The sequence below is a fragment of the Phyllobacterium sp. 1468 genome (genome assembly GCF_031455525.1).
GTDB lineage: Bacteria > Pseudomonadota > Alphaproteobacteria > Rhizobiales > Rhizobiaceae > Phyllobacterium.
The window spans coordinates 520,020-538,491 of sequence record NZ_JAVDSX010000001.1; the positions used below are offsets into that span (position 1 = coordinate 520,020).

At 55.5% G+C, this 18,472-nt stretch carries 20 protein-coding genes and 1 tRNA gene; 8 read left to right on the plus strand and 13 right to left on the minus strand.

All coding sequences use genetic code 11. The annotated features are described in order from the left end of the window. Positions 1-225: 225 nt before the first annotated feature. Together J2X72_RS02570 and J2X72_RS02575 are read left to right on the plus strand one after the other, a co-directional pair. A complete protein-coding gene (locus tag J2X72_RS02570) occupies positions 226-1,449 on the plus strand; it encodes an argininosuccinate synthase (RefSeq protein ID WP_310068113.1) in 1,224 nt (407 codons plus the stop codon). Between the two features lie 148 nt (positions 1,450-1,597). Further along, on the plus strand, positions 1,598-3,646 hold the full coding sequence (locus J2X72_RS02575; RefSeq protein ID WP_310068115.1) for a M3 family metallopeptidase: 2,049 nt from the start codon (positions 1,598-1,600) through the stop codon (positions 3,644-3,646). Positions 3,647-3,664: 18 nt separating this feature from the next. On the opposite strand, the gene J2X72_RS02580 is transcribed toward J2X72_RS02575, so the two are convergent. Continuing rightward, the gene (locus J2X72_RS02580; RefSeq protein WP_209998881.1) at positions 3,665-4,486 is read right to left on the minus strand and encodes an alpha/beta fold hydrolase; all 822 of its coding nucleotides are present in this window, start codon (positions 4,484-4,486) and stop codon (positions 3,665-3,667) included. A 177-nt stretch (positions 4,487-4,663) separates the two neighbouring features. Continuing rightward, positions 4,664-5,086 carry an organic hydroperoxide resistance protein gene (locus J2X72_RS02585; RefSeq protein ID WP_209998880.1) on the minus strand — a complete coding sequence of 141 codons (423 nt, stop codon included), beginning with the start codon at positions 5,084-5,086 and terminating at the stop codon, positions 4,664-4,666. 158 nt (positions 5,087-5,244) lie between these two features. Between J2X72_RS02585 and J2X72_RS02590 the strand changes: the two genes are divergently transcribed. Continuing rightward, on the plus strand, positions 5,245-5,715 hold the full coding sequence (locus tag J2X72_RS02590; protein WP_310068124.1) for a MarR family transcriptional regulator: 471 nt from the start codon (positions 5,245-5,247) through the stop codon (positions 5,713-5,715). 45 nt (positions 5,716-5,760) lie between these two features. On the opposite strand, the gene J2X72_RS02595 is transcribed toward J2X72_RS02590, so the two are convergent. Beyond that, positions 5,761-6,795, minus strand: coding sequence for an aspartate-semialdehyde dehydrogenase (locus J2X72_RS02595; RefSeq protein WP_209998878.1), 1,035 nt, complete (start codon positions 6,793-6,795; stop codon positions 5,761-5,763). 101 nt (positions 6,796-6,896) lie between these two features. Further along, on the minus strand, positions 6,897-7,028 hold the full coding sequence (locus J2X72_RS02600; protein WP_310068127.1) for a hypothetical protein: 132 nt from the start codon (positions 7,026-7,028) through the stop codon (positions 6,897-6,899). A 332-nt stretch (positions 7,029-7,360) separates the two neighbouring features. On the opposite strand from J2X72_RS02600, the gene J2X72_RS02605 reads away from it, so the two are divergent. After that, positions 7,361-9,247 (plus strand): MFS transporter, encoded by a 1,887-nt coding sequence (locus J2X72_RS02605; protein ID WP_310068129.1) that lies wholly within the window; start codon positions 7,361-7,363, stop codon positions 9,245-9,247. Between the two features lie 61 nt (positions 9,248-9,308). Here the strand turns inward: J2X72_RS02605 and leuB are convergent, their stop codons facing one another. Together leuB and leuD are read right to left on the minus strand one after the other, a co-directional pair. Beyond that, positions 9,309-10,421, minus strand: coding sequence for a 3-isopropylmalate dehydrogenase (gene leuB / locus J2X72_RS02610; protein WP_209998875.1), 1,113 nt, complete (start codon positions 10,419-10,421; stop codon positions 9,309-9,311). A 67-nt stretch (positions 10,422-10,488) separates the two neighbouring features. Next, positions 10,489-11,094: a 3-isopropylmalate dehydratase small subunit gene (gene leuD, locus J2X72_RS02615; RefSeq protein WP_209998873.1), complete on the minus strand. Its 606-nt coding sequence runs from the start codon at positions 11,092-11,094 to the stop codon at positions 10,489-10,491. A gap of 157 nt (positions 11,095-11,251) precedes the next feature. Here leuD and J2X72_RS02620 point away from each other — a divergent pair, with 157 nt between their 5' ends. Both J2X72_RS02620 and J2X72_RS02625 read left to right on the plus strand, forming a co-directional pair. After that, positions 11,252-12,124 (plus strand): CoA ester lyase, encoded by an 873-nt coding sequence (locus J2X72_RS02620; protein WP_310068134.1) that lies wholly within the window; start codon positions 11,252-11,254, stop codon positions 12,122-12,124. 46 nt (positions 12,125-12,170) lie between these two features. Next, positions 12,171-12,377: a DUF1737 domain-containing protein gene (locus J2X72_RS02625; protein WP_112524959.1), complete on the plus strand. Its 207-nt coding sequence runs from the start codon at positions 12,171-12,173 to the stop codon at positions 12,375-12,377. Between the two features lie 65 nt (positions 12,378-12,442). Here the strand turns inward: J2X72_RS02625 and J2X72_RS02630 are convergent, their stop codons facing one another. From J2X72_RS02630 to J2X72_RS02655, 6 genes are all read right to left on the minus strand, one after another. Then, a complete protein-coding gene (locus J2X72_RS02630) occupies positions 12,443-12,865 on the minus strand; it encodes a metallopeptidase family protein (protein ID WP_209998871.1) in 423 nt (140 codons plus the stop codon). A 72-nt stretch (positions 12,866-12,937) separates the two neighbouring features. After that, positions 12,938-13,516 (minus strand): TetR/AcrR family transcriptional regulator, encoded by a 579-nt coding sequence (locus J2X72_RS02635; RefSeq protein WP_310068139.1) that lies wholly within the window; start codon positions 13,514-13,516, stop codon positions 12,938-12,940. 75 nt (positions 13,517-13,591) lie between these two features. Further along, complete coding sequence (locus J2X72_RS02640; RefSeq protein WP_112524953.1) at positions 13,592-13,786, minus strand: Trm112 family protein; 195 nt, start codon at positions 13,784-13,786, stop codon at positions 13,592-13,594. A gap of 18 nt (positions 13,787-13,804) precedes the next feature. Next, the gene (locus J2X72_RS02645) at positions 13,805-14,467 is read right to left on the minus strand and encodes an LON peptidase substrate-binding domain-containing protein (protein WP_310068143.1); all 663 of its coding nucleotides are present in this window, start codon (positions 14,465-14,467) and stop codon (positions 13,805-13,807) included. Positions 14,468-14,519: 52 nt separating this feature from the next. Then, positions 14,520-15,500 carry a thioredoxin gene (trxA, locus tag J2X72_RS02650; RefSeq protein WP_209998868.1) on the minus strand — a complete coding sequence of 327 codons (981 nt, stop codon included), beginning with the start codon at positions 15,498-15,500 and terminating at the stop codon, positions 14,520-14,522. A gap of 68 nt (positions 15,501-15,568) precedes the next feature. Continuing rightward, positions 15,569-16,078 carry a prolyl-tRNA synthetase associated domain-containing protein gene (locus J2X72_RS02655; RefSeq protein ID WP_310068146.1) on the minus strand — a complete coding sequence of 170 codons (510 nt, stop codon included), beginning with the start codon at positions 16,076-16,078 and terminating at the stop codon, positions 15,569-15,571. Positions 16,079-16,277: 199 nt separating this feature from the next. Between J2X72_RS02655 and J2X72_RS02660 the strand changes: the two genes are divergently transcribed. After that, positions 16,278-16,352, plus strand: a tRNA-Gly gene (locus J2X72_RS02660). 120 nt (positions 16,353-16,472) lie between these two features. Next, positions 16,473-17,519, plus strand: coding sequence for a DNA polymerase III subunit delta (gene holA / locus J2X72_RS02665; RefSeq protein ID WP_209998866.1), 1,047 nt, complete (start codon positions 16,473-16,475; stop codon positions 17,517-17,519). Between the two features lie 10 nt (positions 17,520-17,529). Here the strand turns inward: holA and J2X72_RS02670 are convergent, their stop codons facing one another. Then, positions 17,530-18,438 carry a ParB/RepB/Spo0J family partition protein gene (locus tag J2X72_RS02670; RefSeq protein ID WP_310068150.1) on the minus strand — a complete coding sequence of 303 codons (909 nt, stop codon included), beginning with the start codon at positions 18,436-18,438 and terminating at the stop codon, positions 17,530-17,532. Between the last annotated feature and the right edge of the window lie 34 nt (positions 18,439-18,472).

Genomic DNA, 18,472 nt, shown 5'->3' on the forward strand with positions numbered 1-18,472 from the left:
ACGGAAGCTAACGCGACTACCGGATTTTAACCACCCGTTTTCGGCTCCTGTGGCTCATTTATATGACGCATTTTCGCAAGCTGTTCTCGAACAGCTGTATTCTCCGGTTCCCCGAGCGACACGAGACCTGCACGGGGGAGTAGTCAGTCTCCAAGACCAGCCTTGCCAACAGCACCGCACCTGCTAAAAGACCTGCAAGAAAAGGCCGATATGCAGGAAAACAGAATGAACAAGTGGAAAGACGTCAAAAAGGTCGTGCTCGCCTATTCGGGCGGACTCGACACCTCCATCATCCTGAAGTGGCTGCAGACGGAACTCGGCGCTGAGGTCGTCACCTTCACCGCGGATCTTGGCCAGGGCGAGGAGCTCGAGCCGGCTCGGAAAAAAGCCGAGATGCTCGGTATCAAGGAGATCTATATCGAGGATGTCCGCGAGGAATTCGTTCGCGATTTCGTCTTTCCGATGTTCAGGGCAAATGCCGTGTACGAAGGTGTCTATCTGCTCGGCACTTCGATTGCCCGCCCGCTTATTTCGAAACATCTCGTCGAGATTGCAGCCCGCACGGGTGCTGATGCAATTGCCCACGGCGCGACCGGCAAAGGCAACGATCAGGTCCGCTTTGAGCTATCCGCCTATGCGCTCAACCCGGATATCAAGGTGATCGCACCTTGGCGCGACTGGACCTTCAAATCCCGCACGGATCTTTTGGAATTTGCGCGCGAACACCAGATTCCGATCGCCAAGGACAAGCTCGGCGAGGCCCCGTTCTCCGTGGATGCAAACCTTTTGCACTCATCGTCGGAGGGAAAGGTCCTTGAGGATCCGTGGGTAGAGGCTCCGGAGTATGTGCACCAGCGCACGATCTCGCCGATGGAAGCGCCAGATAAAGTCACGGAAATCGAAATCGCGTTCGAAAAGGGTGATGCGGTTGCCATCGACGGCAAGCCGCTCTCCCCCGCGACATTGTTGAAAAGGCTCAACGACCTCGGCCGCGACAATGGTATTGGCCGTCTTGATCTCGTCGAAAACCGTTTCGTTGGCATGAAATCACGCGGTGTTTATGAAACGCCTGGCGGCACAATACTTCTTGCCGCACACCGGGCGATGGAATCGATTACGCTCGATCGCGGCGCTGCCCATCTCAAAGATGAATTCATGCCACGCTATGCCGAACTCATCTACAACGGCTTCTGGTTCTCGCCGGAGCGGGAAATGCTGCAGGCCATGATCGACAAAAGCCAGGACGATGTAGAAGGCACCGTTCGTTTGAAGCTATACAAGGGTAACGTCATGGTTTCCGGCCGGAAATCGAAAAAGTCGCTCTATTCGGACGCTCTCGTGACTTTCGAGGACGACCGCGGCGCTTATGACCAGAAGGATGCAGCCGGATTTATCCGCCTCAACGCGTTGCGGTTGCGCACGCTTGCCGCCCGCAAGCGCAAAGGCTGATATTTCCAGGCGCGACCGAAGCAGGGTCCTGCCCCGCTTTTGTTTGGCACGCTTGTTTGGACTTTATCGCATATCCGGCTTGTGGCACTCGCTTCTGCGTCTTAGATGTTAGACCCATAGAGTTCCTTGTCCATGACGGAGTGCCCCCATGTCCTCAACGAAACCGTCCATCAACGCAGCATTGACAGAGTGGACGGGGCCTCTTGGGTTGCCCGACTTCACCGCTTTCACCGATGACGACTTCGCCGCCGCCTTTGATGCCGCCCTTGCAGGAGACCTCGCCGATATCGAGGCCGTGGCCAACCAACACGATGTCCCAACGATTGAGAACACGCTGAAAGCACTGCAACTTTCCGGCAGGGACCTGGATCGTGTGTCAGCAATCTTCTGGCTGCGAGCCGGTGCCCACACCAATGAAACAATACAGGCGCTGGAACGGCTCATCGCACCGAAAATGTCGCGCCACTCTTCCTCGATCATGATGAACCCGCTGCTCTTCGCGCGGATCGATTCGCTTTACGAGCAGCGCGATCTGCTCGGTCTCGATCCCGAAACAGATCGCGTACTGGAAAAGACCTGGAAAGGTTTTGTGCGCAGCGGCGCGCGGCTCGATGAACAGGGCAAGGCACGGCTTGCCGATATCAATGAAAGGCTCGCAAGCCTTGGTGCACAATTCGGACAGAATGTGCAAAAAGACGAAGCGGACTGGGCACTTTTTATCACTGACGAGGCGGAACTGGCCGGTTTGCCGGATTTTGTGCGGGATGCGATGCGCGGTGCCGCCGAAGAACGTGGCCGACCCGATGCGTGGGCAGTCACCCTATCCCGCTCGATTATCGAACCGTTCCTGTCCTTCTCCGAAAACCGCTCCCTGCGCGAAAAGTCGTTCCGTGCCTGGGCAGCCCGCGGCGAAAATGGCGGCGAGACCGACAATACAGACATCGTTACCGAAATGGTGAAGTTGCGTGCTGAAAAAGCCAATCTGCTCGGCTATAAAAGCTTCGCGGCTTACAAGCTCGATGACACGATGGCCAAAACGCCCAAAGCGGTGATGGACTTGCTGGAGCCAGTCTGGGACAAAGCCAAGGCGCGCGCCGCCGAAGAAGAGGCCGATCTGCAGCGACTTATTACCGGCGAAGGCCGCAATCACAAAGTCGAGCCCTGGGACTGGCGCTACTATGCCGAGAAACTGCGCAACGAACGTTTCGCTTTCGACGAGGCCGAACTGAAACCATACCTGCAACTGGAGAAGGTCATCGAGGCCTGCTTCGACGTGGCGACACGTCTGTTCGGTATTACGTTCGAGGAGAAACAGGGCATTCCGACCTGGCATCCTGATGTCCGCGTCTGGGAAGTTTTCAACGCCGATGGCAGCGAACGCGGTGTTTTCCTCGGCGACTATTTCAATCGCCAATCGAAGCGCTCCGGCGCATGGATGAGTGCACTCCAGTCGCAGCACAAGCTCGACGGCGAACATAAGCCGATCATCTACAATGTCATGAATTTCGCCAAGCCGCCGAAGGGTGAACCAGCTCTGCTATCGCTTGATGGTGCGCGAACGCTGTTTCACGAGTTTGGCCATGCGCTGCACGGCCTTTTGTCGAACGTTACCTGGCCAGCGGTTTCCGGCACATCCGTATCACGTGACTTTGTCGAATTGCCGTCCCAACTTTACGAGCACTGGCTGACCGTGCCAACCATTCTTGAGAAATATGCAATTCATTACCGCACCGGCGAAGCGATGCCGAAGGCCTTGCTCGACAAGGTACTCGCAGCCAATACATTCAATGCGGGGTTCAGCACGGTTGAGTTCACTTCGTCCGCACTGGTTGACATGGCGTTTCATGCGGACGGTATCCCGCCCGTCGATCCGATCAAATTCGAGGCCGATACATTGCGGCAACTGGAGATGCCCGACGCCATCATCATGCGTCATCGCACTCCGCACTTCACGCACGTATTTTCCGGAGACGGTTATTCAGCCGGGTATTATTCCTACATGTGGTCGGAGGTGCTGGATGCAGATGCGTTCAAGGCATTCGAGGAGACCGGCGATGTGTTCAACAGTGACCTCGCCGCAAAGCTGAGACAGCACATCTACTCAGCGGGCGGAAGCCGCGATCCGGAAGACCTCTATAAGGCCTTTCGCGGCAAGATGCCCACGCCCGATGCTATGATCGAAAAGCGTGGGCTTTGACTTTCACCAAAGTTCAGATCAGGCCTTGGCGAAATCCAGGAGGTCCTTGTTGAGCTGATTCTTGTGCGTCGTCGCGAGTCCGTGAGGCGCACCAGGATAGACCTTCAGGGTTGCGTTCTTCACGATCTTCACAGCCTTGCGTGCCGCATCGTCAATCGGCACGATCTGGTCGTCATCGCCATGGATGAACAAGGTCGGAACGTCGAACTTCTTCAGGTCTTCGGTGAGGTCGGTCTCGGAAAACGCTTTGATGCAGAAGTAGGAGGCTGGCATTCCAGCCATCATACCTTGCAGCCAGAAGAAATCTCTGACGCCCTCGGAAATCTTCGCGCCAGGCCGGTTATAACTATAAAACGGCAGCGACAGGTCCGTGAAAAACTGCGACCGGTCCGCAAGGACGCTATCTCGTAGACCGTTGAAAACATCGATGGGAAGGCCTTCGGGATTGGCTTCGGTTTTCAGCATCAGCGGGGGTATCGCCCCAATGAGAATTGCCTTGGCAACACGTTTTGTGCCATGGCGGCCTATATAGCGGGCAACCTCACCGCCGCCAGTCGAATGGCCGATCATGATTGCGTCCTTTAGATCGAGCTTTTCGAACAGTTCCGCCAGATCGTCGGCATAGGTATCCAAATCATTGCCATTCCAGGGCTGGCTGGAGCGTCCATGACCGCGGCGGTCATGCGCAATGACGCGGTAGCCATTCGAGGCGAGGAAGAACATCTGGTCCTCCCAGGCATCTGACGAGAGCGGCCAGCCATGGCTGAAAACCACCGGCTGTCCCTTACCCCAGTCCTTGTAGTAAATTTCGGTACCGTCTTTTGTGGTGATCGTAGGCATGGGAGTATCCTTTCGCTGGTTTGTTTGATTTCCGGTTGCACGGGGCATTTGGGCAGCTAACCCGCCCTACTTTGCATCAACAGACGCTTGTCGTCGAAAAGGCGGGATGTCGTATGTAACGGGATATCGCTCTTGGTGTAGCTTGCTTGGATAACCCTAGTACGACAACCCCGGGTGTCAATTAATCGATATACGTACGTTGAGGTTGCTGCGCGTCGCCTCCGAATAGGGGCAAACGACGTGCGCGGCATCGACAATTTCCCGAGCCTGCGTAGCCTCGACTCCAGGCAGAGTGATGGCGAGCGCAACATCGAGCCCAAAGCCCTTCCCGTCCTCGCGCGGACCAATGCCAACTGTCGCAGTCACAGCGCTCTCCTCGGAAAGCTTCACTTTTTTCTGGCCGGCTACATATTTGATCGCACTGAGAAAGCACGCGGAATAGCCGGCGCCGAAAAGCTGTTCCGGATTGGTGCCATCACCGCCATTGCCACCGAGTTCCTTCGGCGTTGAAAGCGTAATTTGCAGACGTCCATCCTCGCTTGCTGCCCGGCCCTCGCGGCCACCGGTTGCTGTCGCCTTTGTTGTGTAGAGTATGCCCATAACTTGTTTCCTTCGGTTGCTAGCTGGTTGTTCGGTATCAAACGTATTGCACACAATTTAGTTGTGTGCAATACGTTTCCAATACCTGATGAAAAATTAAATGATGCGCAATTGAGTTCTCTTTGTTATTCTGCGCTGTCCTGAAAGGATGATGAACAATGAACGCAACATCGGGAAAGGCACCGGACTCACTCCTCAAACTGGAAAACTTCCTGTGCTTCGCTATCTACTCGACGGCCAACGCTGTAACGCGTGCCTATCAGCCGCGACTGGCGGCGCTCGGTCTGACCTACCCGCAATATCTTGTGATGGTGGTGCTCTGGGAGCGTGAAAAACAGACGGTCAAATCCATCGGGGAGAAGCTCAGCCTCGATTCAGGCACGCTAACCCCGCTTCTAAAGCGTCTGGAAAACGCAGGGTTGATCACGCGCCGCCGCGATACGGTGGATGAACGTCAGGTTCTGATAGGGCTGACGGATGAGGGTCGCGCCACGCGAAAACGCGCCGAAGCCATTCCCCTTGCAATCGGACAGGCATTTGGCTGCACTCTGGGCGAAGCAAAAGACCTACGCGCCGAATTGATGACTGTGCGCGACAATCTCATCGCCAGCATTGACAAGGCCAACTAAAAGGGCGCGGTCTCCCACGCCCTTTTTCATTCAAACGGCTGATGATCAGGCCGCGATCTTTTTCGGCTGGATAAGCCCCCGCGCCACCAGAAGCTCGGCAATCTGGATCGCATTCAATGCCGCACCTTTGCGCAGATTGTCGGAAACGATCCAAATGGAAAGGCCATTCTCGACTGTAATATCTTCGCGGATACGTGAAATGTAAGTCGCATCTTCACCGGCGGCTTCGTAAGGCGTGATATAGCCGCCATCTTCGTGGCGATCAACAACCAGGCATCCGGGCGCATCGCTCAGGATCTCGCGGGCTTCCTCGGCGCTCATCGGGCTTTCGAATTCGATATTTACCGCTTCTGAGTGACCGATGAACACCGGTACGCGGACGCAGGTCGCCGTGAGCTTGATCTTCGGATCAAGCATTTTCTTGGTCTCGGCGACCATCTTCCATTCTTCCTTGGTCGAGCCATCTTCCATGAAGACGTCGATGTGCGGAATGACATTGAAAGCAATGCGCTTGGTAAATTTCTTGGCTTCCACCGGATCGGCAACGAATACCGCCCGCGACTGCTGAAACAGTTCGTCCATGCCGTCCTTGCCGGCCCCCGACACGGATTGATAGGTCGCGACCACCAGGCGCTTGATCCGGGCCTTGTCATGCAATGGCTTCAATGCGACGACGAGCTGAGCCGTCGAGCAGTTCGGATTGGCAATGATATTCTTCTTGGTGAAACCGGTAATTGCATCGGGATTAACTTCCGGCACGATCAGCGGTACGTTCGAATCGTAGCGCCATGCGGAGGAGTTATCGATGACGACACAACCCTGCGCGCCGATCTTCGGCGACCATTCCTTCGAAACATTACCGCCGGCAGACATCAGGCAGATATCTGTATCGGAAAAATCGTAAGTATCGAGGTTTTTGACCTTCAGCGTCCGGTCGCCAAAGGACACCTCGGTTCCCTGTGAACGGCGGGACGCAAGCGCCACGACTTCGCTGACCGGAAAGCCACGCTCCTCCAGTATTGTAAGCATTTCGCGGCCCACATTGCCCGTGGCACCAACAACCGCAACCTTGAAACTCATCTGTAATATCTCCTGTCCCTCTCTGCTGTATAAACCCGCTGGCCACTGCGGGTCTTCTCCCCCGGGCCGGACCCGGGAGGGGGCGAGCAGGCCTAGGGAAATCAGACCGTTTTGGTGGTCGTTTTCGCAGTCTGTTTGGCCGAAATTTTAAGGGCAAGAGCACGCGCATCAATGCCTCCGGCAAGCTTGCCGGAACCGTTCGTCAAAAGACGCGCTGTTGATTCGCCACCCATGCGGGCATCTCCTTGTCCGCCTGTGCTTGTACGCGGTTTCGGTAAAGAGTCAATTGTCTCGGCAAATGACAAGAATATGTCGCGTTACGCACAATTTTCGCCAATTGACGTAAGATGCGGGCTTTGCTTTGATCAATATATGGTGAACACTTCATCCGTATATCGGGTGCGTGACCTTTGGGGGGAAATTCCGGAGGACATTCACCAGCGCTTTGTCAATGGCGGGGCAATTGGCTCCGCTTACGACCATGCGTAGTGTCGACAGATAAGAACATGGCACAGGGGTACAGTCATGTTCTCGGCTCAACTGCTGTTTTCTGGGAGGAAATGAGATGGCAACCACTTCTGTGGCCGACACTTCTAGTCGGGGTATGACGAGAGAGGAAAAGAAGGTTATCTTCGCTTCGTCACTCGGAACGGTTTTTGAATGGTACGATTTTTATCTTTATGGTTCTCTAGCCGCTTTTATCGGCGCAGCCTTTTTTAGCGAGTATCCGGAAGCCACACGCAACATCTTTGCGCTGCTTGCCTTCGCGGCAGGCTTCCTGGTTAGACCTTTTGGTGCACTCGTCTTTGGTCGAATCGGCGATCTGGTTGGCCGCAAATATACGTTCCTCGTGACTATCATGATCATGGGTCTGTCGACCTTCCTTGTAGGTATTCTTCCAGGTTCGGGCACCTGGGGCATCGCCGCGCCAATCATCCTGATCGGCCTGCGCATGCTGCAGGGCCTCGCTCTCGGCGGTGAATATGGCGGCGCCGCCACCTATGTCGCCGAACACGCGCCGGACAACAGGCGGGGCTACTACACGTCCTGGATCCAGACCACGGCAACGCTTGGCCTTTTCCTTTCCCTGATCGTTATTCTGGTCATCCAGAACTGGCTCGGTAAGGATGCATTTGCTGCTTGGGGCTGGCGTATTCCATTCATCCTTTCTTTTGTTCTTCTAGGGATTTCAGTGTGGATTCGACTTTCCTTGAGTGAGTCACCCGCCTTCCAGCGCATGAAGGAAGAGGGCAAAGGTTCAAAGGCTCCGCTATCTGAGGCTTTCGGTCAGTGGAAGAATGCCAAGATTGCGCTGCTTGCCCTGTTTGGCCTTACCGCTGGTCAGGCCGTTGTATGGTACTCAGGACAGTTCTACGCGTTGTTCTTCCTGCAGAACGTGCTGAAGGTCGACGGACAAGCGGTTAACATCATGATCGCGATCGCCCTTCTGCTTGGCACCAGCTTCTTCGTGTTCTTCGGCTGGCTGTCGGACAAGATTGGGCGCAAGCCGATCATCATGGCTGGATTGGCGCTCGCTATCTTCACCTACTTCCCGCTGTTCAAGGCGCTAACCTGGGCGGCAAACCCCGCACTTGCCGCCGCACAGCAGAACGTTCGTGCGACCGTGACCGCTGCGCCCGGCGATTGCAAATTCCAGTTCAACCCCACTGGCACCGCAAAATTCACCACATCCTGCGATATCGCTACATCGTTCCTCACCCGGAACTCGGTGCCGTATGACGTCGCAGCAACTGCTGCACCTGGTACGGTGGCAACGGTGAAGATTGGCGAGGAGACGGTGGAGTCCTATGACGCGGTTGCTGCAGGGGCTGAGGCAAAGGCCAAGGAAGCCGCTTTCGCTAAGGCCGTGAACATCGCACTCCAGGACGGCGGCTATCCCCTCGTCCGCGACCCGGCGAAGGTTGTGGACTCAAAGCTTGATGCTCTCGTCGCAGCCAATCCGAAGCTCGCGCTCGATGCGGCTGCTATCCGCGCTGGCGCAAAGACCATGGTTCCGGTCGATCAGGCTATCAAGGATAAGCTGATCACCGCGGAAGAGGCGGCTGGAGCAACCGAAGTGGCCGTTTACACGGTTCCTGGCGCTGGTGCGTTCAAAATGGTGGCCGATCCGGCTGCCGTCAATTGGACCAAGGTCATCGCGATCCTCTTCGTGCTCGTGATCTATGTGACGATGGTGTACGGCCCGATCGCAGCGATCCTTGTCGAAATGTTCCCGACACGCATCCGTTATACGGGCATGTCCTTGCCCTACCATATCGGTAACGGCTGGTTTGGCGGGTTGCTTCCTGCGACTGTCTTTGCAATGAGCGCATTCAAAGGCGATATCTATTATGGCCTCTGGTACCCGATCATTGTTGCGGCGATGACCTTGATTATCGGGCTCTTATTCGTTCGTGAAACGAAAGGCACCGATCTTCACAACGTGGAGTAATCAGACCGACAGAAAGCCCGGCGCGATCGTTCGCGCCGGGCCCTTGTTCTGGAATTGCCGTTCAGGCAGCTAGTGCCTTAAACTTGTCGAGAATTGCATCGCCCATTTCGACGGTCCCAATTTTAGTCTTGCCTTCCGACATTATATCCCCCGTGCGAAGGCCATCATCGAGCACGCCGGCTATGGCCGCCTCCAACCTGTCAGCTTCGGCAATCATATTGAACGAATACCGCAAACACATTGCGAACGACGCGATCATAGCGATAGGGTTGGCGGCGCCTGTACCCGCTATATCTGGCGCCGAGCCGTGCACCGGTTCATAAAGCGCCTTGCGCTTGCCAGTCTTGGCGTCGGGCGCACCGAGTGAAGCCGACGGCAACATACCGAGCGAGCCGGTAAGCATAGCCGCAATATCGGAGAGCATGTCACCGAAGAGATTGTCGGTGACAATGACGTCGAACTGCTTGGGCCAGCGAACGAGCTGCATACCGCCGGCATCGGCCAGCATATGTTCGAGTTTCACGTCTGAGTATTTCGCCTTGTGGGTCGCTGTTACCACTTCATTCCACAAAACACCCGACTTCATGACGTTGCGCTTTTCCATCGACGTCACCTTGTTGCCGCGCGTTCGCGCCAGCTCAAAGGCAACGCCTGAGATGCGTTCAATCTCATAGGTGTCATAGATCTGTGTATCGATGCCACGCTTCTGGCCGTTACCCAGGTCGCGAATTTCCTTGGGTTCACCGAAATAGACGCCGCCGGTCAGTTCCCGCACGATCAATATATCGAGACCTTCGACGATCTCCTTCTTCAAGGACGATGAATCGGCAAGCGCCGGATAGCAGATCGCTGGCCGCAGATTGGCAAAAAGCTCCATGTCCTTCCGCAGGCGTAGAAGACCCGCCTCGGGGCGCACATCATAGGGGACGCTGTCCCATTTTGGTCCGCCGACCGCGCCAAACAGTACCGCATCGGCGGCCAGGGCTTTTTCCATATCCGCCTCGGAAATCGCCTTGCCGTGTGCATCGTAGGCACAGCCGCCGACGAGCCCTTCCTCCAGCGAGAAGTCACTTTTCAATTCCGCATTCATATAGGCAATGATCTTGCGGACTTCGGCCATTGCTTCGGGGCCGATACCATCCCCCGGAAGGAGGAGAAGCTTTTTTGCTGCCATTGTAGAACCTCACATAAGACGCAGAAAAAAGCCCGGAAAACCGGGCTTTCAGATTAGGAAACTGGTTTCAAGCCCAAGGATGCTTTGCGGCATTGGCCGCTTCGAAATTGTCAATCTTCGTGGCCTTTTCCATTGTCAGGCCGATATCGTCGAGACCATTGAGCATGCAGTAGCGGCGGAACTCGTCAAGCTCGAAAGTGATCGTGCCGCCATCTGGGCCCTTGATCGTCATTTCTTCGAGATCGATGGAAATTGTCGCATTTGCACCGCGCTGCGCGTCATCCATCAGCTTCTCGAGATCTTCCTGGCTGACCCGGATCGGCAAAATGCCGTTCTTGAAGCAATTGTTGTAAAAAATGTCGGCGAAACTGGTCGAAATTACACAGCGAATGCCAAAATCGAGCAGTGCCCACGGCGCATGTTCACGGCTCGAGCCGCAACCGAAATTATCGCCCGCGACGAGAATCTGCGCCTTGCGGTAGGCCGGTTTGTTAAGAACGAAATCGGGGTTTTCCGATCCATCCTCATTATAACGCATTTCGGCAAAAAGACCGGTACCAAGACCCGTGCGTTTGATCGTCTTGAGGTAGTCCTTCGGAATGATCATGTCGGTGTCGACGTTGATAATCGGCAGCGGAGCTGCGACGCCGGTGAGCTTGGTGAATTTGTCCATGATATCTGCCTGTAGATATGGGGAATAACTTTGCGTTTCGCTTTACACCAGCTTTACCTCGAATCAAAGCTTTTCGCCTGTGGCACTTTGAGCCGAAGTCCCTCCATCCCTTGCGATTGCCCTTGTCTTGGCTGTCTGATCAAGGCAAAACAGGTGAATGATCCGAACTTTCCGCCCTCGCCGGTCTGTGCTTTACGTTCCCGCGTCGAACAACCGGGCACTGGCCAAAGCGGCATCGCTTGATGCCGACGCCCTCATCTTCGATCTGGAGGATGCCGTGGCCCCCGATTCCAAGGATGACGCGCGCGAGGCATTACGGGAACATTTCCTTGCTTCTCCCAAAAGCAAAGCCGAACGCGTTATCCGCATTAACGGTCTCGGGAGCGAATGGTACTCCGAGGATTTGCTTGCCGCTCGTGCCTGCAGACCTGACGCCATACTCCTCCCTAAGGTGGAGACTCCGCAGGATATCACCGGCGTTGCCGACATTCTCGAAGAGACCGATGCTTCCGAGGGGATTCGTCTTTGGGCGATGATCGAAACCCCGCGTGGGATCCTCAACGCCGATGAAATTGCCGAGCTCGGATTGCGATCAACGGCGCGGCTCGACTGTTTTGTCATCGGGACCAACGATATTTCGAAGGAGACCGGCACGAAGGCTCGCGGCGCTCTAGTGCCATGGCTCATGCAGGTTCTGTTGTGTGCCAAAGCTGGGAAGCTCGATATTATCGATGGCGTTTACAATGATTTCTCCGACCTCGAGGGGTTTGCGGCCGAGTGCACCGAGGCCGTGCAGATGGGTTTCGACGGAAAGTCCCTGATTCATCCATCACAGATTGAAACGGCCAATACGTCCTTCCTTCCCGATGCGAATTCAGTCGCTGAGGCCCGGTTGATTGTTGAGGCATTCTCCCATCCGGAGAACCTTGCTAAGGGTGTCACTTCACTGAAGGGCAGGATGGTGGAACGCCTGCACCTCGAAATGGCAAAAAAGCTGCTGGAAAAACTCGACATTATCGGCGAAAAATGAAATCGGCATTGGCTGATCGTGCATAGATCAGGGAAAGAAACCTCACATGAAATTGTACCGGATTTTAACAGGCCCCGATGATGCAAGCTTCTGTCACAAGGTGACTGCAGCCATAAACAAAGGCTGGCACATTTATGGTTCGCCTACCTACGCGTTCAATTCGGCGACAGGCGTGATGCAATGCGGTCAAGCTGTTGTCAAGGATATCGATGGCGTCGACTACGAACCCGGGATCAAGTTGAGCGACTACTAGAGCAAATTCCCTCCCGCCTTATCGGTTTCCCGCTGGCGGACAAAACTTGCTCTAGTGCAGTAACTTTATTCTACACTTGCTTCGATGCGTTCCATATCCTCATCCGAAAGACCGAAATGATGCCCTATTTCGTGGATGAGAATGTGGGTCACGATATCGCCAAGCGCTTCCTCATATTCCGCCCAGTAGTCCAGAACGGCACGGCGGTAGATGGTGATCCGGTTGGGCTGCTCGCCGGTTTGTAGGGAAAACCGCTCGCCGATACCGGTACCTTCAAAAAGGCCAAGCAAATCGAAGGGCGATTCGAGTCCCATATCCTCTATAATCTGATCGTCGGGAAATTCGGATACCTGAATTGTAATGTCGCCGCATAGCGCACGGAACGTTTCAGGTAGATGTGCATAAGCCTCGATCGCCAACGACTCGATCTCGCCCAGCGACGGTGACAGGCGGTTGGCCCAGTCGGCAGTTTGATTACTTCTGGCCATCATGACTCCTGAAGAGCTTTTCTGGCTTCATATAGGGCCTTTATCCAAGAGATGCGAGTGGCGTCGTCGCCGTCAGGAGCGAGCGGTTCCCGCGACCAATAATCGTTCCATTCGCCGGAAACTCTCGACCAGAACGGCCGAGTCGTTCAAACCATGGGCAAGCATGATTCCACCTTGCCACTCCGCCACCGCATTGCGCGCTATGCCCAAGGCGCTCGAAGGGCGAATACCGGAACGGCCGAGTTCTCTCCCGATGAAACCGATGAGCAAACTGAACGTCTCGGCGGCCCGCCCGGCAGCTTCAGGCGATTCATGTCTGAAGTCCCGAATTCCTAGAGCAATCGGACATCCATGCTCCACCCGACTTTTGAGTGAGTGGGCAAGTTTCTCGATTAGCAGCTTTAAACGTGTGCGCGGATTCTGGTCGGCGTCTGTGATTTCCGCCAGCATGCTTTCGGTCTCGGCCACGAAGATATCGGCGACACCAAGCGCCAGGTCGGCCTTGCTCTTGAAATAATAGTAGATGTTCCCCAGCGGCACGCCAGAATCCGTTGCGATATCAGCCAGACTCGTCGTCGCATAGCCCTGCCGCCAGAACAAACCGGCCGCCGTAGCAATCAGAATTTCGCGTTTGTTATTGCGCTTTGTCATATAGGCAAGCAGTCAGTTGCACAACTGACTGAGACTATGCCGCAAACAATCGTCTGTGAAAAGCCTCGGTGGACCTTAGTCCTCGATCGGGCGTGCTTCCGATGGCAGCATGATCGGAATACCGTCTCTCACCGGATAGGCCAAATGTGCCGATTTGGAAATCAGTTCTGACCGCTTCTGATCGTAAACGAGCGGGCCCTTGGTCAAGGGGCAGACCAACAGCTCGAGCAACTTACGATCGATCACTGTTTCGCGCTTCTCTTCAGTCATGCCTCTTCCCTGCGGGTATCACTGGAGGCTGCCTTCATAATCGTCCTGATCTTTGGCGAGTGCAATCTCGGTTATAGCGATCAATGTCTCGGCTCGCGTCTTTAAATCCGCGGCCTCCAGGAGGGCCTGTTTTTCCGCAGCACCAAAGGGCGACATCATCGCGAGCGCGTTGACCAGCGTCTCATTGCCGGCTCGCGAGATGCCGTCCCAATCGGCTTCAAGGCTGTTGGCGTCGAGATAAGCACGAAATACCCGCAGCAATGCGAGCCTATCCACTTCCGAATCATCCGGTTCGTCGAGATCGGCACGCAGTGGCGCGATCTTGCATTGGCGAAACGGAGTGCGGGTCGAGAGTTCCTTGATGATCCGGAAGCGGCATATGCCCTGAAGCGTTATCAGCACACGGCCATCGCCGGTTTCAGCGAACGACGTGATCCGGCCGAGGCAGCCAACCTCACACAAGTCGGCACCGTCCTCATTGTCTTGATCGAAACGCGGCTGGATCATCCCGATTATGCGCTTGCCGCCAAGCGCGGCGTCCACCATGGCTAAATAGCGCAGTTCGAAAATGTTGAGCGGTAGTTGCCCGCCTGGAAGCAGCAGCGCACCCGAGAGGGGAAAGATCGGCACGTTTTCAGGAATATCATTCAACGTCCGATAACGAACATTTCCAGCTTGCATTGCCTACTCCGGCCCGAAAAAACGTGGTCTCGGCTATTGTGCCTGATTTCTCTCAAGAGAACAGCAGGGAAGATAATTTACGACGTGCGGTGACCGAGGCTTCATCCGCCGCCCCCCAGGCGTCAAAAAACTGCAACAGTTGTTTGCGGGCGCCATCGTCGTTCCATGCCCGATCAGCCTTCATGATTGCAAGAAGCTGATCGGCGGCTTCGTTGCGCTGGCCTTTGGCATTCAGAATCATCGCAAGGTCGAAGCGTGCCTCGTAATCCTTGGGGTTTTCCTGCAGCCGCGCCTCCAACACTACCGGATCACCAAGTTTTGCCACCTGCTCAGCCAATGCAATCTTGGCCTCGGCGGCACGCACACCCGCGTCGTCTTTGTGGGCGGCAGGCACTTGCGCCAAGGTCGCTTTGGCCTTTTCGAAATCATTCAGTTCGATCAAACAATTAGCCAGCCCCGCAAGCGCCGCCACGTGTTCTGGCACTTCGCCAAGGACGGCTGAATATATTTGGGCTGCCTGCTCGACGTCGCCGGCTTCTACAGCATGAGCCGCTGCGTCGAGGGCTGACTGGATCGCCGCATCCCTGCCCCCATCGGGTGACGCAATACGATCGATGAATTCTGTTACCTTCGATTCCGGGAGCGCTCCCATGAAACCATCCAGCGGCTTCCCGTCAGCGAAGGCGATGACAGCGGGTATGGACTGGATTCCAAGCTGGCCGGCGATAGCCGGATGGTCGTCAATATTCATCTTGACGAGCTTGACTCGTCCGCCAGCCGCACGAACTGCCTTTTCGAGAATAGGCGTCAGCTGCTTGCATGGTCCGCACCACGGAGCCCAGAAATCCACAAGGACCGGCTGGCTTTTCGATTCAGCAATCACATCTTTGGAGAATGCTGCAGTGGTCGTTTCCTTGATCAGGTCGCCCGCACTGTGCGTACCTCCATTTGGAGATGGCGTTCCATAGGACACGGTCTGGGCGCCAGAGGCTGCGCCATAGCCGCTGCCGAACGGGTTATCTATTTTGCTCATGAAATTCTCCCGTCATCTGCGCTTCCATTCAACCACAACCTCTTGTAATCGCCAACTCATGCTGGCTATCAGTTTGGGGTTGCCCCATCGATTTTCAAGATGAGAGGTTCGTGTCCAGTCATCTTGAGGAACGCCAGAAGATCTTCGCACCGGATTGATGTCGTGGCCTCATTCGTCAAAGGATGGGCATTGATGATGTCGTGCTGCATCAGCTTTTCGTCGAGCACCACACGGACGTGGTGCTGCGCGTCATTGATCAACCCGAACACACTGACGGCTCCGGGCGTCAAACCAAGATACTCCATCAGTTTTTCCGGCTTGCCAAACGATACACGGCTTGAAGCGCCGATCTTGCCATGAATCGTCTTGAGATCGACCTCAGCGTCCTCATCCACCGTCACGAGAAAGTAGTTGTCTTTCTTGTCCTTGAGAAAGAGATTCTTGGTGTGAGCGCCGGATACCTGCCCACGCAGGTTTTGGGCTTCAGCCACCGTAAACACCGCTGCATGACGAATCGTCGACACCTCGATCCCCATGTCGCCGAGATATTGCATCAACTCATCGAATGTCTTGCCCATGACGGCCTTTTCGCTGGTCTTTCGTGTAATAACTGTGTTCTCGTAATGGTTCAGCGCCCCTTCCTCAAGTGGAAAGCCGCATCCGGCAAGGGTTCATGACCGATTTCCACCTTATCTCGCAGAAGGCGAAATTTCCCTGTTGCAATTAGCCGGCGCTTAGGTCATATAGGCCCCGCTTCGCAAGACTTAACTGGCATATGCGGGAGTAGCTCAGGGGTAGAGCACAACCTTGCCAAGGTTGGGGTCGAGGGTTCGAATCCCTTCTCCCGCTCCAGTTGTCCGAAGTTCAAAAGGCTCAGGTTTACCTGGGCCTTTTTGCTGTTTGGATGCATGCCGGTTGCCACTCGCGGTGTTACAATTGCAATCCTGGCTGAAATGGGTAAACCCATGGATCATGGCACAAAAGAAAGCGCACGAAGTTGATTCCTTCCTGAAAAGGCTGGATCGCGCCTACCCGATCGTTTTGCTCTACGGACCGGACAAGGGCCTTGTGAGCGAGCGAGCCGACCTTTTCATCAAACTCACAGGCCTTGCGAAAGACGATCCCTTTGCGGTCATTCGACTTGACGCTGACGATATCAACGCCGAGCCAGGCAGGCTGTCCGACGAGGCAAACACGATTTCCATGTTTGGCGGCGAGCGTCTGATCTGGGTGCGCGGCGCGGCCGGCCAGAAAGGGTTGGCGGACGCGGTTGGCTTCCTCGCCAAAAACCCGCCCACTGATACATTTATCCTCGTAGAGGCCGCAGACCTGAAGAAGGGTGCTGGCTTACGTGGCATCGTCGAGCAGAGCTCCAGCGCTATGGCCCTTCCCTGCTATAGCGATGATGCACGTGGAATTGATGGCACTATTGACGACGTGCTGACGAAGAACCGGCTGCAGATCGCGCTGGATGCCCGCAATCTTCTCAAAGAAAGTCTCGGCGGAGACCGTCTCGCTACACGAGCCGAGCTCGACAAAATCTGCCTTTACGCATACGGCAAAGAGCGCATCTCCATTGATGATGTACGCGAGATCATCGGGGACGTCAGCGCTGTCTCCTATGACACCATTGTCGATGCGATGATGATCGGAAACATCGTCGATTTCACCCATGCATTCGATCGCGTCATCGGAACTGGTTCATCGAGTTTTCTTGTGCTCAGCGCTGCAATCCGCCAGTTTCAGTCGTTACAAACGTTACGTTACGGCATGGAAAATGACGGGAAAAATGCGAGTTCCGCCGTTATGGCTGCCAGACCTCCCATCTTCTTCGCACGCAAAAAACTGGTCGAAACTGCTCTTCGGTATTGGACGACGCAATCATGTGCGCGTGCTATCGAGCGGTTGCAGCGAACGGTCCTTGAGAGCCGGCGCAACGCCGCGCTGGCCGTCCCGATCATCCGGCAATCCATGATTGCCCTCGCGGCCGAGGCCGCGCGTGCAGCGCGCAGCCGCTGAAAAAAATGCGTTAGGCGAGACCGCCCCACTTCGCTCGATTTTGCAGGCGCTGGCAGATCTCATCGAGCTGCTCCAGCGTCGTATAATGGATGCGGACATCGCCGCCATTGTTCACGTGATTGACCGACACGCGCATTCCCATAACATCGGAAAGCAGCTTCTCCAACGCCTTGGTATCCGCGTCCTTGCCCTCCCCGGGCTCCGTTTTCCGCTTGACAGCTGACGGCTTGCCATCATCCTGCGCAAGCGCTTCAGCCTGGCGTACTGACAAGCCACCCCTTATGATTTTTTCGGCAAGCGCAGCCGGGTCTTCCGTGGTGATGAGGGTGCGAGCATGACCGGCCGATAACGAACCATTTGTAATCATGTCGCGCACTGAGTCGGGCAGCTTAAGCAGCCGCAGCGTATTCGCAACATGACTGCGGCTCTTGCCGATCACCTGTGCCAGATCGGCTTGGGTATACTCGTGGTCATCGATAAGTTGTTGATATCCCATACCTTCTTCGATGGGATTGAGGTCGGCACGTTGCACGTTTTCGATAATTGCGAGTTCAAGCGCGACGCGATCGTCAACTTCGCGGATAATGACCGGGACTGTCGCAAGCCCGGCCCGCTGGGCCGCACGCCAGCGGCGCTCACCCGCAATCAATTCGTAATGGCCAGCGGAAGCCTTTGCCGGGCGAACAACCACGGGTTGGACGATGCCGTGTTCCCGAATCGACTGCGTCAGATCCTCGAGATCGCCTTCTGTAAATTGGCGCCGTGGGTTGCGCGGATTTCGTGTTATGAACTCGATAGGGACTTGGCGATCCAGATTCGCCATAGACTGCGGCATCGCCTCATCGGGCACACGGTCCATCTCGCCTATGAGGGCTGCCAGACCACGGCCCAAACGTTTCTTTGACAGGTCTTCGTTCATTGTAACAGGGCTCTCATAAATGTTTCGTATTCGA

Excerpts from the sequence above, each read along its gene's own strand:
- J2X72_RS02670 (WP_310068150.1), bottom strand. The coding sequence starts at position 18,438 with ATGAACGAAGACCTGTCAAAGAAACGTTTGGGCCGTGGTCTGGCAGCC.
- J2X72_RS02585 (WP_209998880.1), bottom strand. The coding sequence starts at position 5,086 with ATGGGCATACTCTACACAACAAAGGCGACAGCAACCGGTGGCCGCGAG.
- J2X72_RS02645 (WP_310068143.1), bottom strand. The coding sequence starts at position 14,467 with ATGCAAGCTGGAAATGTTCGTTATCGGACGTTGAATGATATTCCTGAA.
- J2X72_RS02655 (WP_310068146.1), bottom strand. The coding sequence starts at position 16,078 with ATGGGCAAGACATTCGATGAGTTGATGCAATATCTCGGCGACATGGGG.
- J2X72_RS02580 (WP_209998881.1), bottom strand. The coding sequence starts at position 4,486 with ATGCCTACGATCACCACAAAAGACGGTACCGAAATTTACTACAAGGAC.
- J2X72_RS02640 (WP_112524953.1), bottom strand. The coding sequence starts at position 13,786 with ATGACTGAAGAGAAGCGCGAAACAGTGATCGATCGTAAGTTGCTCGAG.
- J2X72_RS02600 (WP_310068127.1), bottom strand. The coding sequence starts at position 7,028 with ATGGGTGGCGAATCAACAGCGCGTCTTTTGACGAACGGTTCCGGCAAG.
- J2X72_RS02590 (WP_310068124.1), top strand. The coding sequence starts at position 5,245 with ATGAACGCAACATCGGGAAAGGCACCGGACTCACTCCTCAAACTGGAA.
- J2X72_RS02575 (WP_310068115.1), top strand. The coding sequence starts at position 1,598 with ATGTCCTCAACGAAACCGTCCATCAACGCAGCATTGACAGAGTGGACG.
- J2X72_RS02570 (WP_310068113.1), top strand. The coding sequence starts at position 226 with ATGAACAAGTGGAAAGACGTCAAAAAGGTCGTGCTCGCCTATTCGGGC.
- leuB (WP_209998875.1), bottom strand. The coding sequence starts at position 10,421 with ATGGCAGCAAAAAAGCTTCTCCTCCTTCCGGGGGATGGTATCGGCCCC.
- J2X72_RS02605 (WP_310068129.1), top strand. The coding sequence starts at position 7,361 with ATGGCAACCACTTCTGTGGCCGACACTTCTAGTCGGGGTATGACGAGA.
- holA (WP_209998866.1), top strand. The coding sequence starts at position 16,473 with ATGGCACAAAAGAAAGCGCACGAAGTTGATTCCTTCCTGAAAAGGCTG.
- J2X72_RS02635 (WP_310068139.1), bottom strand. The coding sequence starts at position 13,516 with ATGACAAAGCGCAATAACAAACGCGAAATTCTGATTGCTACGGCGGCC.
- leuD (WP_209998873.1), bottom strand. The coding sequence starts at position 11,094 with ATGGACAAATTCACCAAGCTCACCGGCGTCGCAGCTCCGCTGCCGATT.
- J2X72_RS02625 (WP_112524959.1), top strand. The coding sequence starts at position 12,171 with ATGAAATTGTACCGGATTTTAACAGGCCCCGATGATGCAAGCTTCTGT.
- trxA (WP_209998868.1), bottom strand. The coding sequence starts at position 15,500 with ATGAGCAAAATAGATAACCCGTTCGGCAGCGGCTATGGCGCAGCCTCT.
- J2X72_RS02595 (WP_209998878.1), bottom strand. The coding sequence starts at position 6,795 with ATGAGTTTCAAGGTTGCGGTTGTTGGTGCCACGGGCAATGTGGGCCGC.
- J2X72_RS02630 (WP_209998871.1), bottom strand. The coding sequence starts at position 12,865 with ATGGCCAGAAGTAATCAAACTGCCGACTGGGCCAACCGCCTGTCACCG.
- J2X72_RS02620 (WP_310068134.1), top strand. The coding sequence starts at position 11,252 with ATGATCCGAACTTTCCGCCCTCGCCGGTCTGTGCTTTACGTTCCCGCG.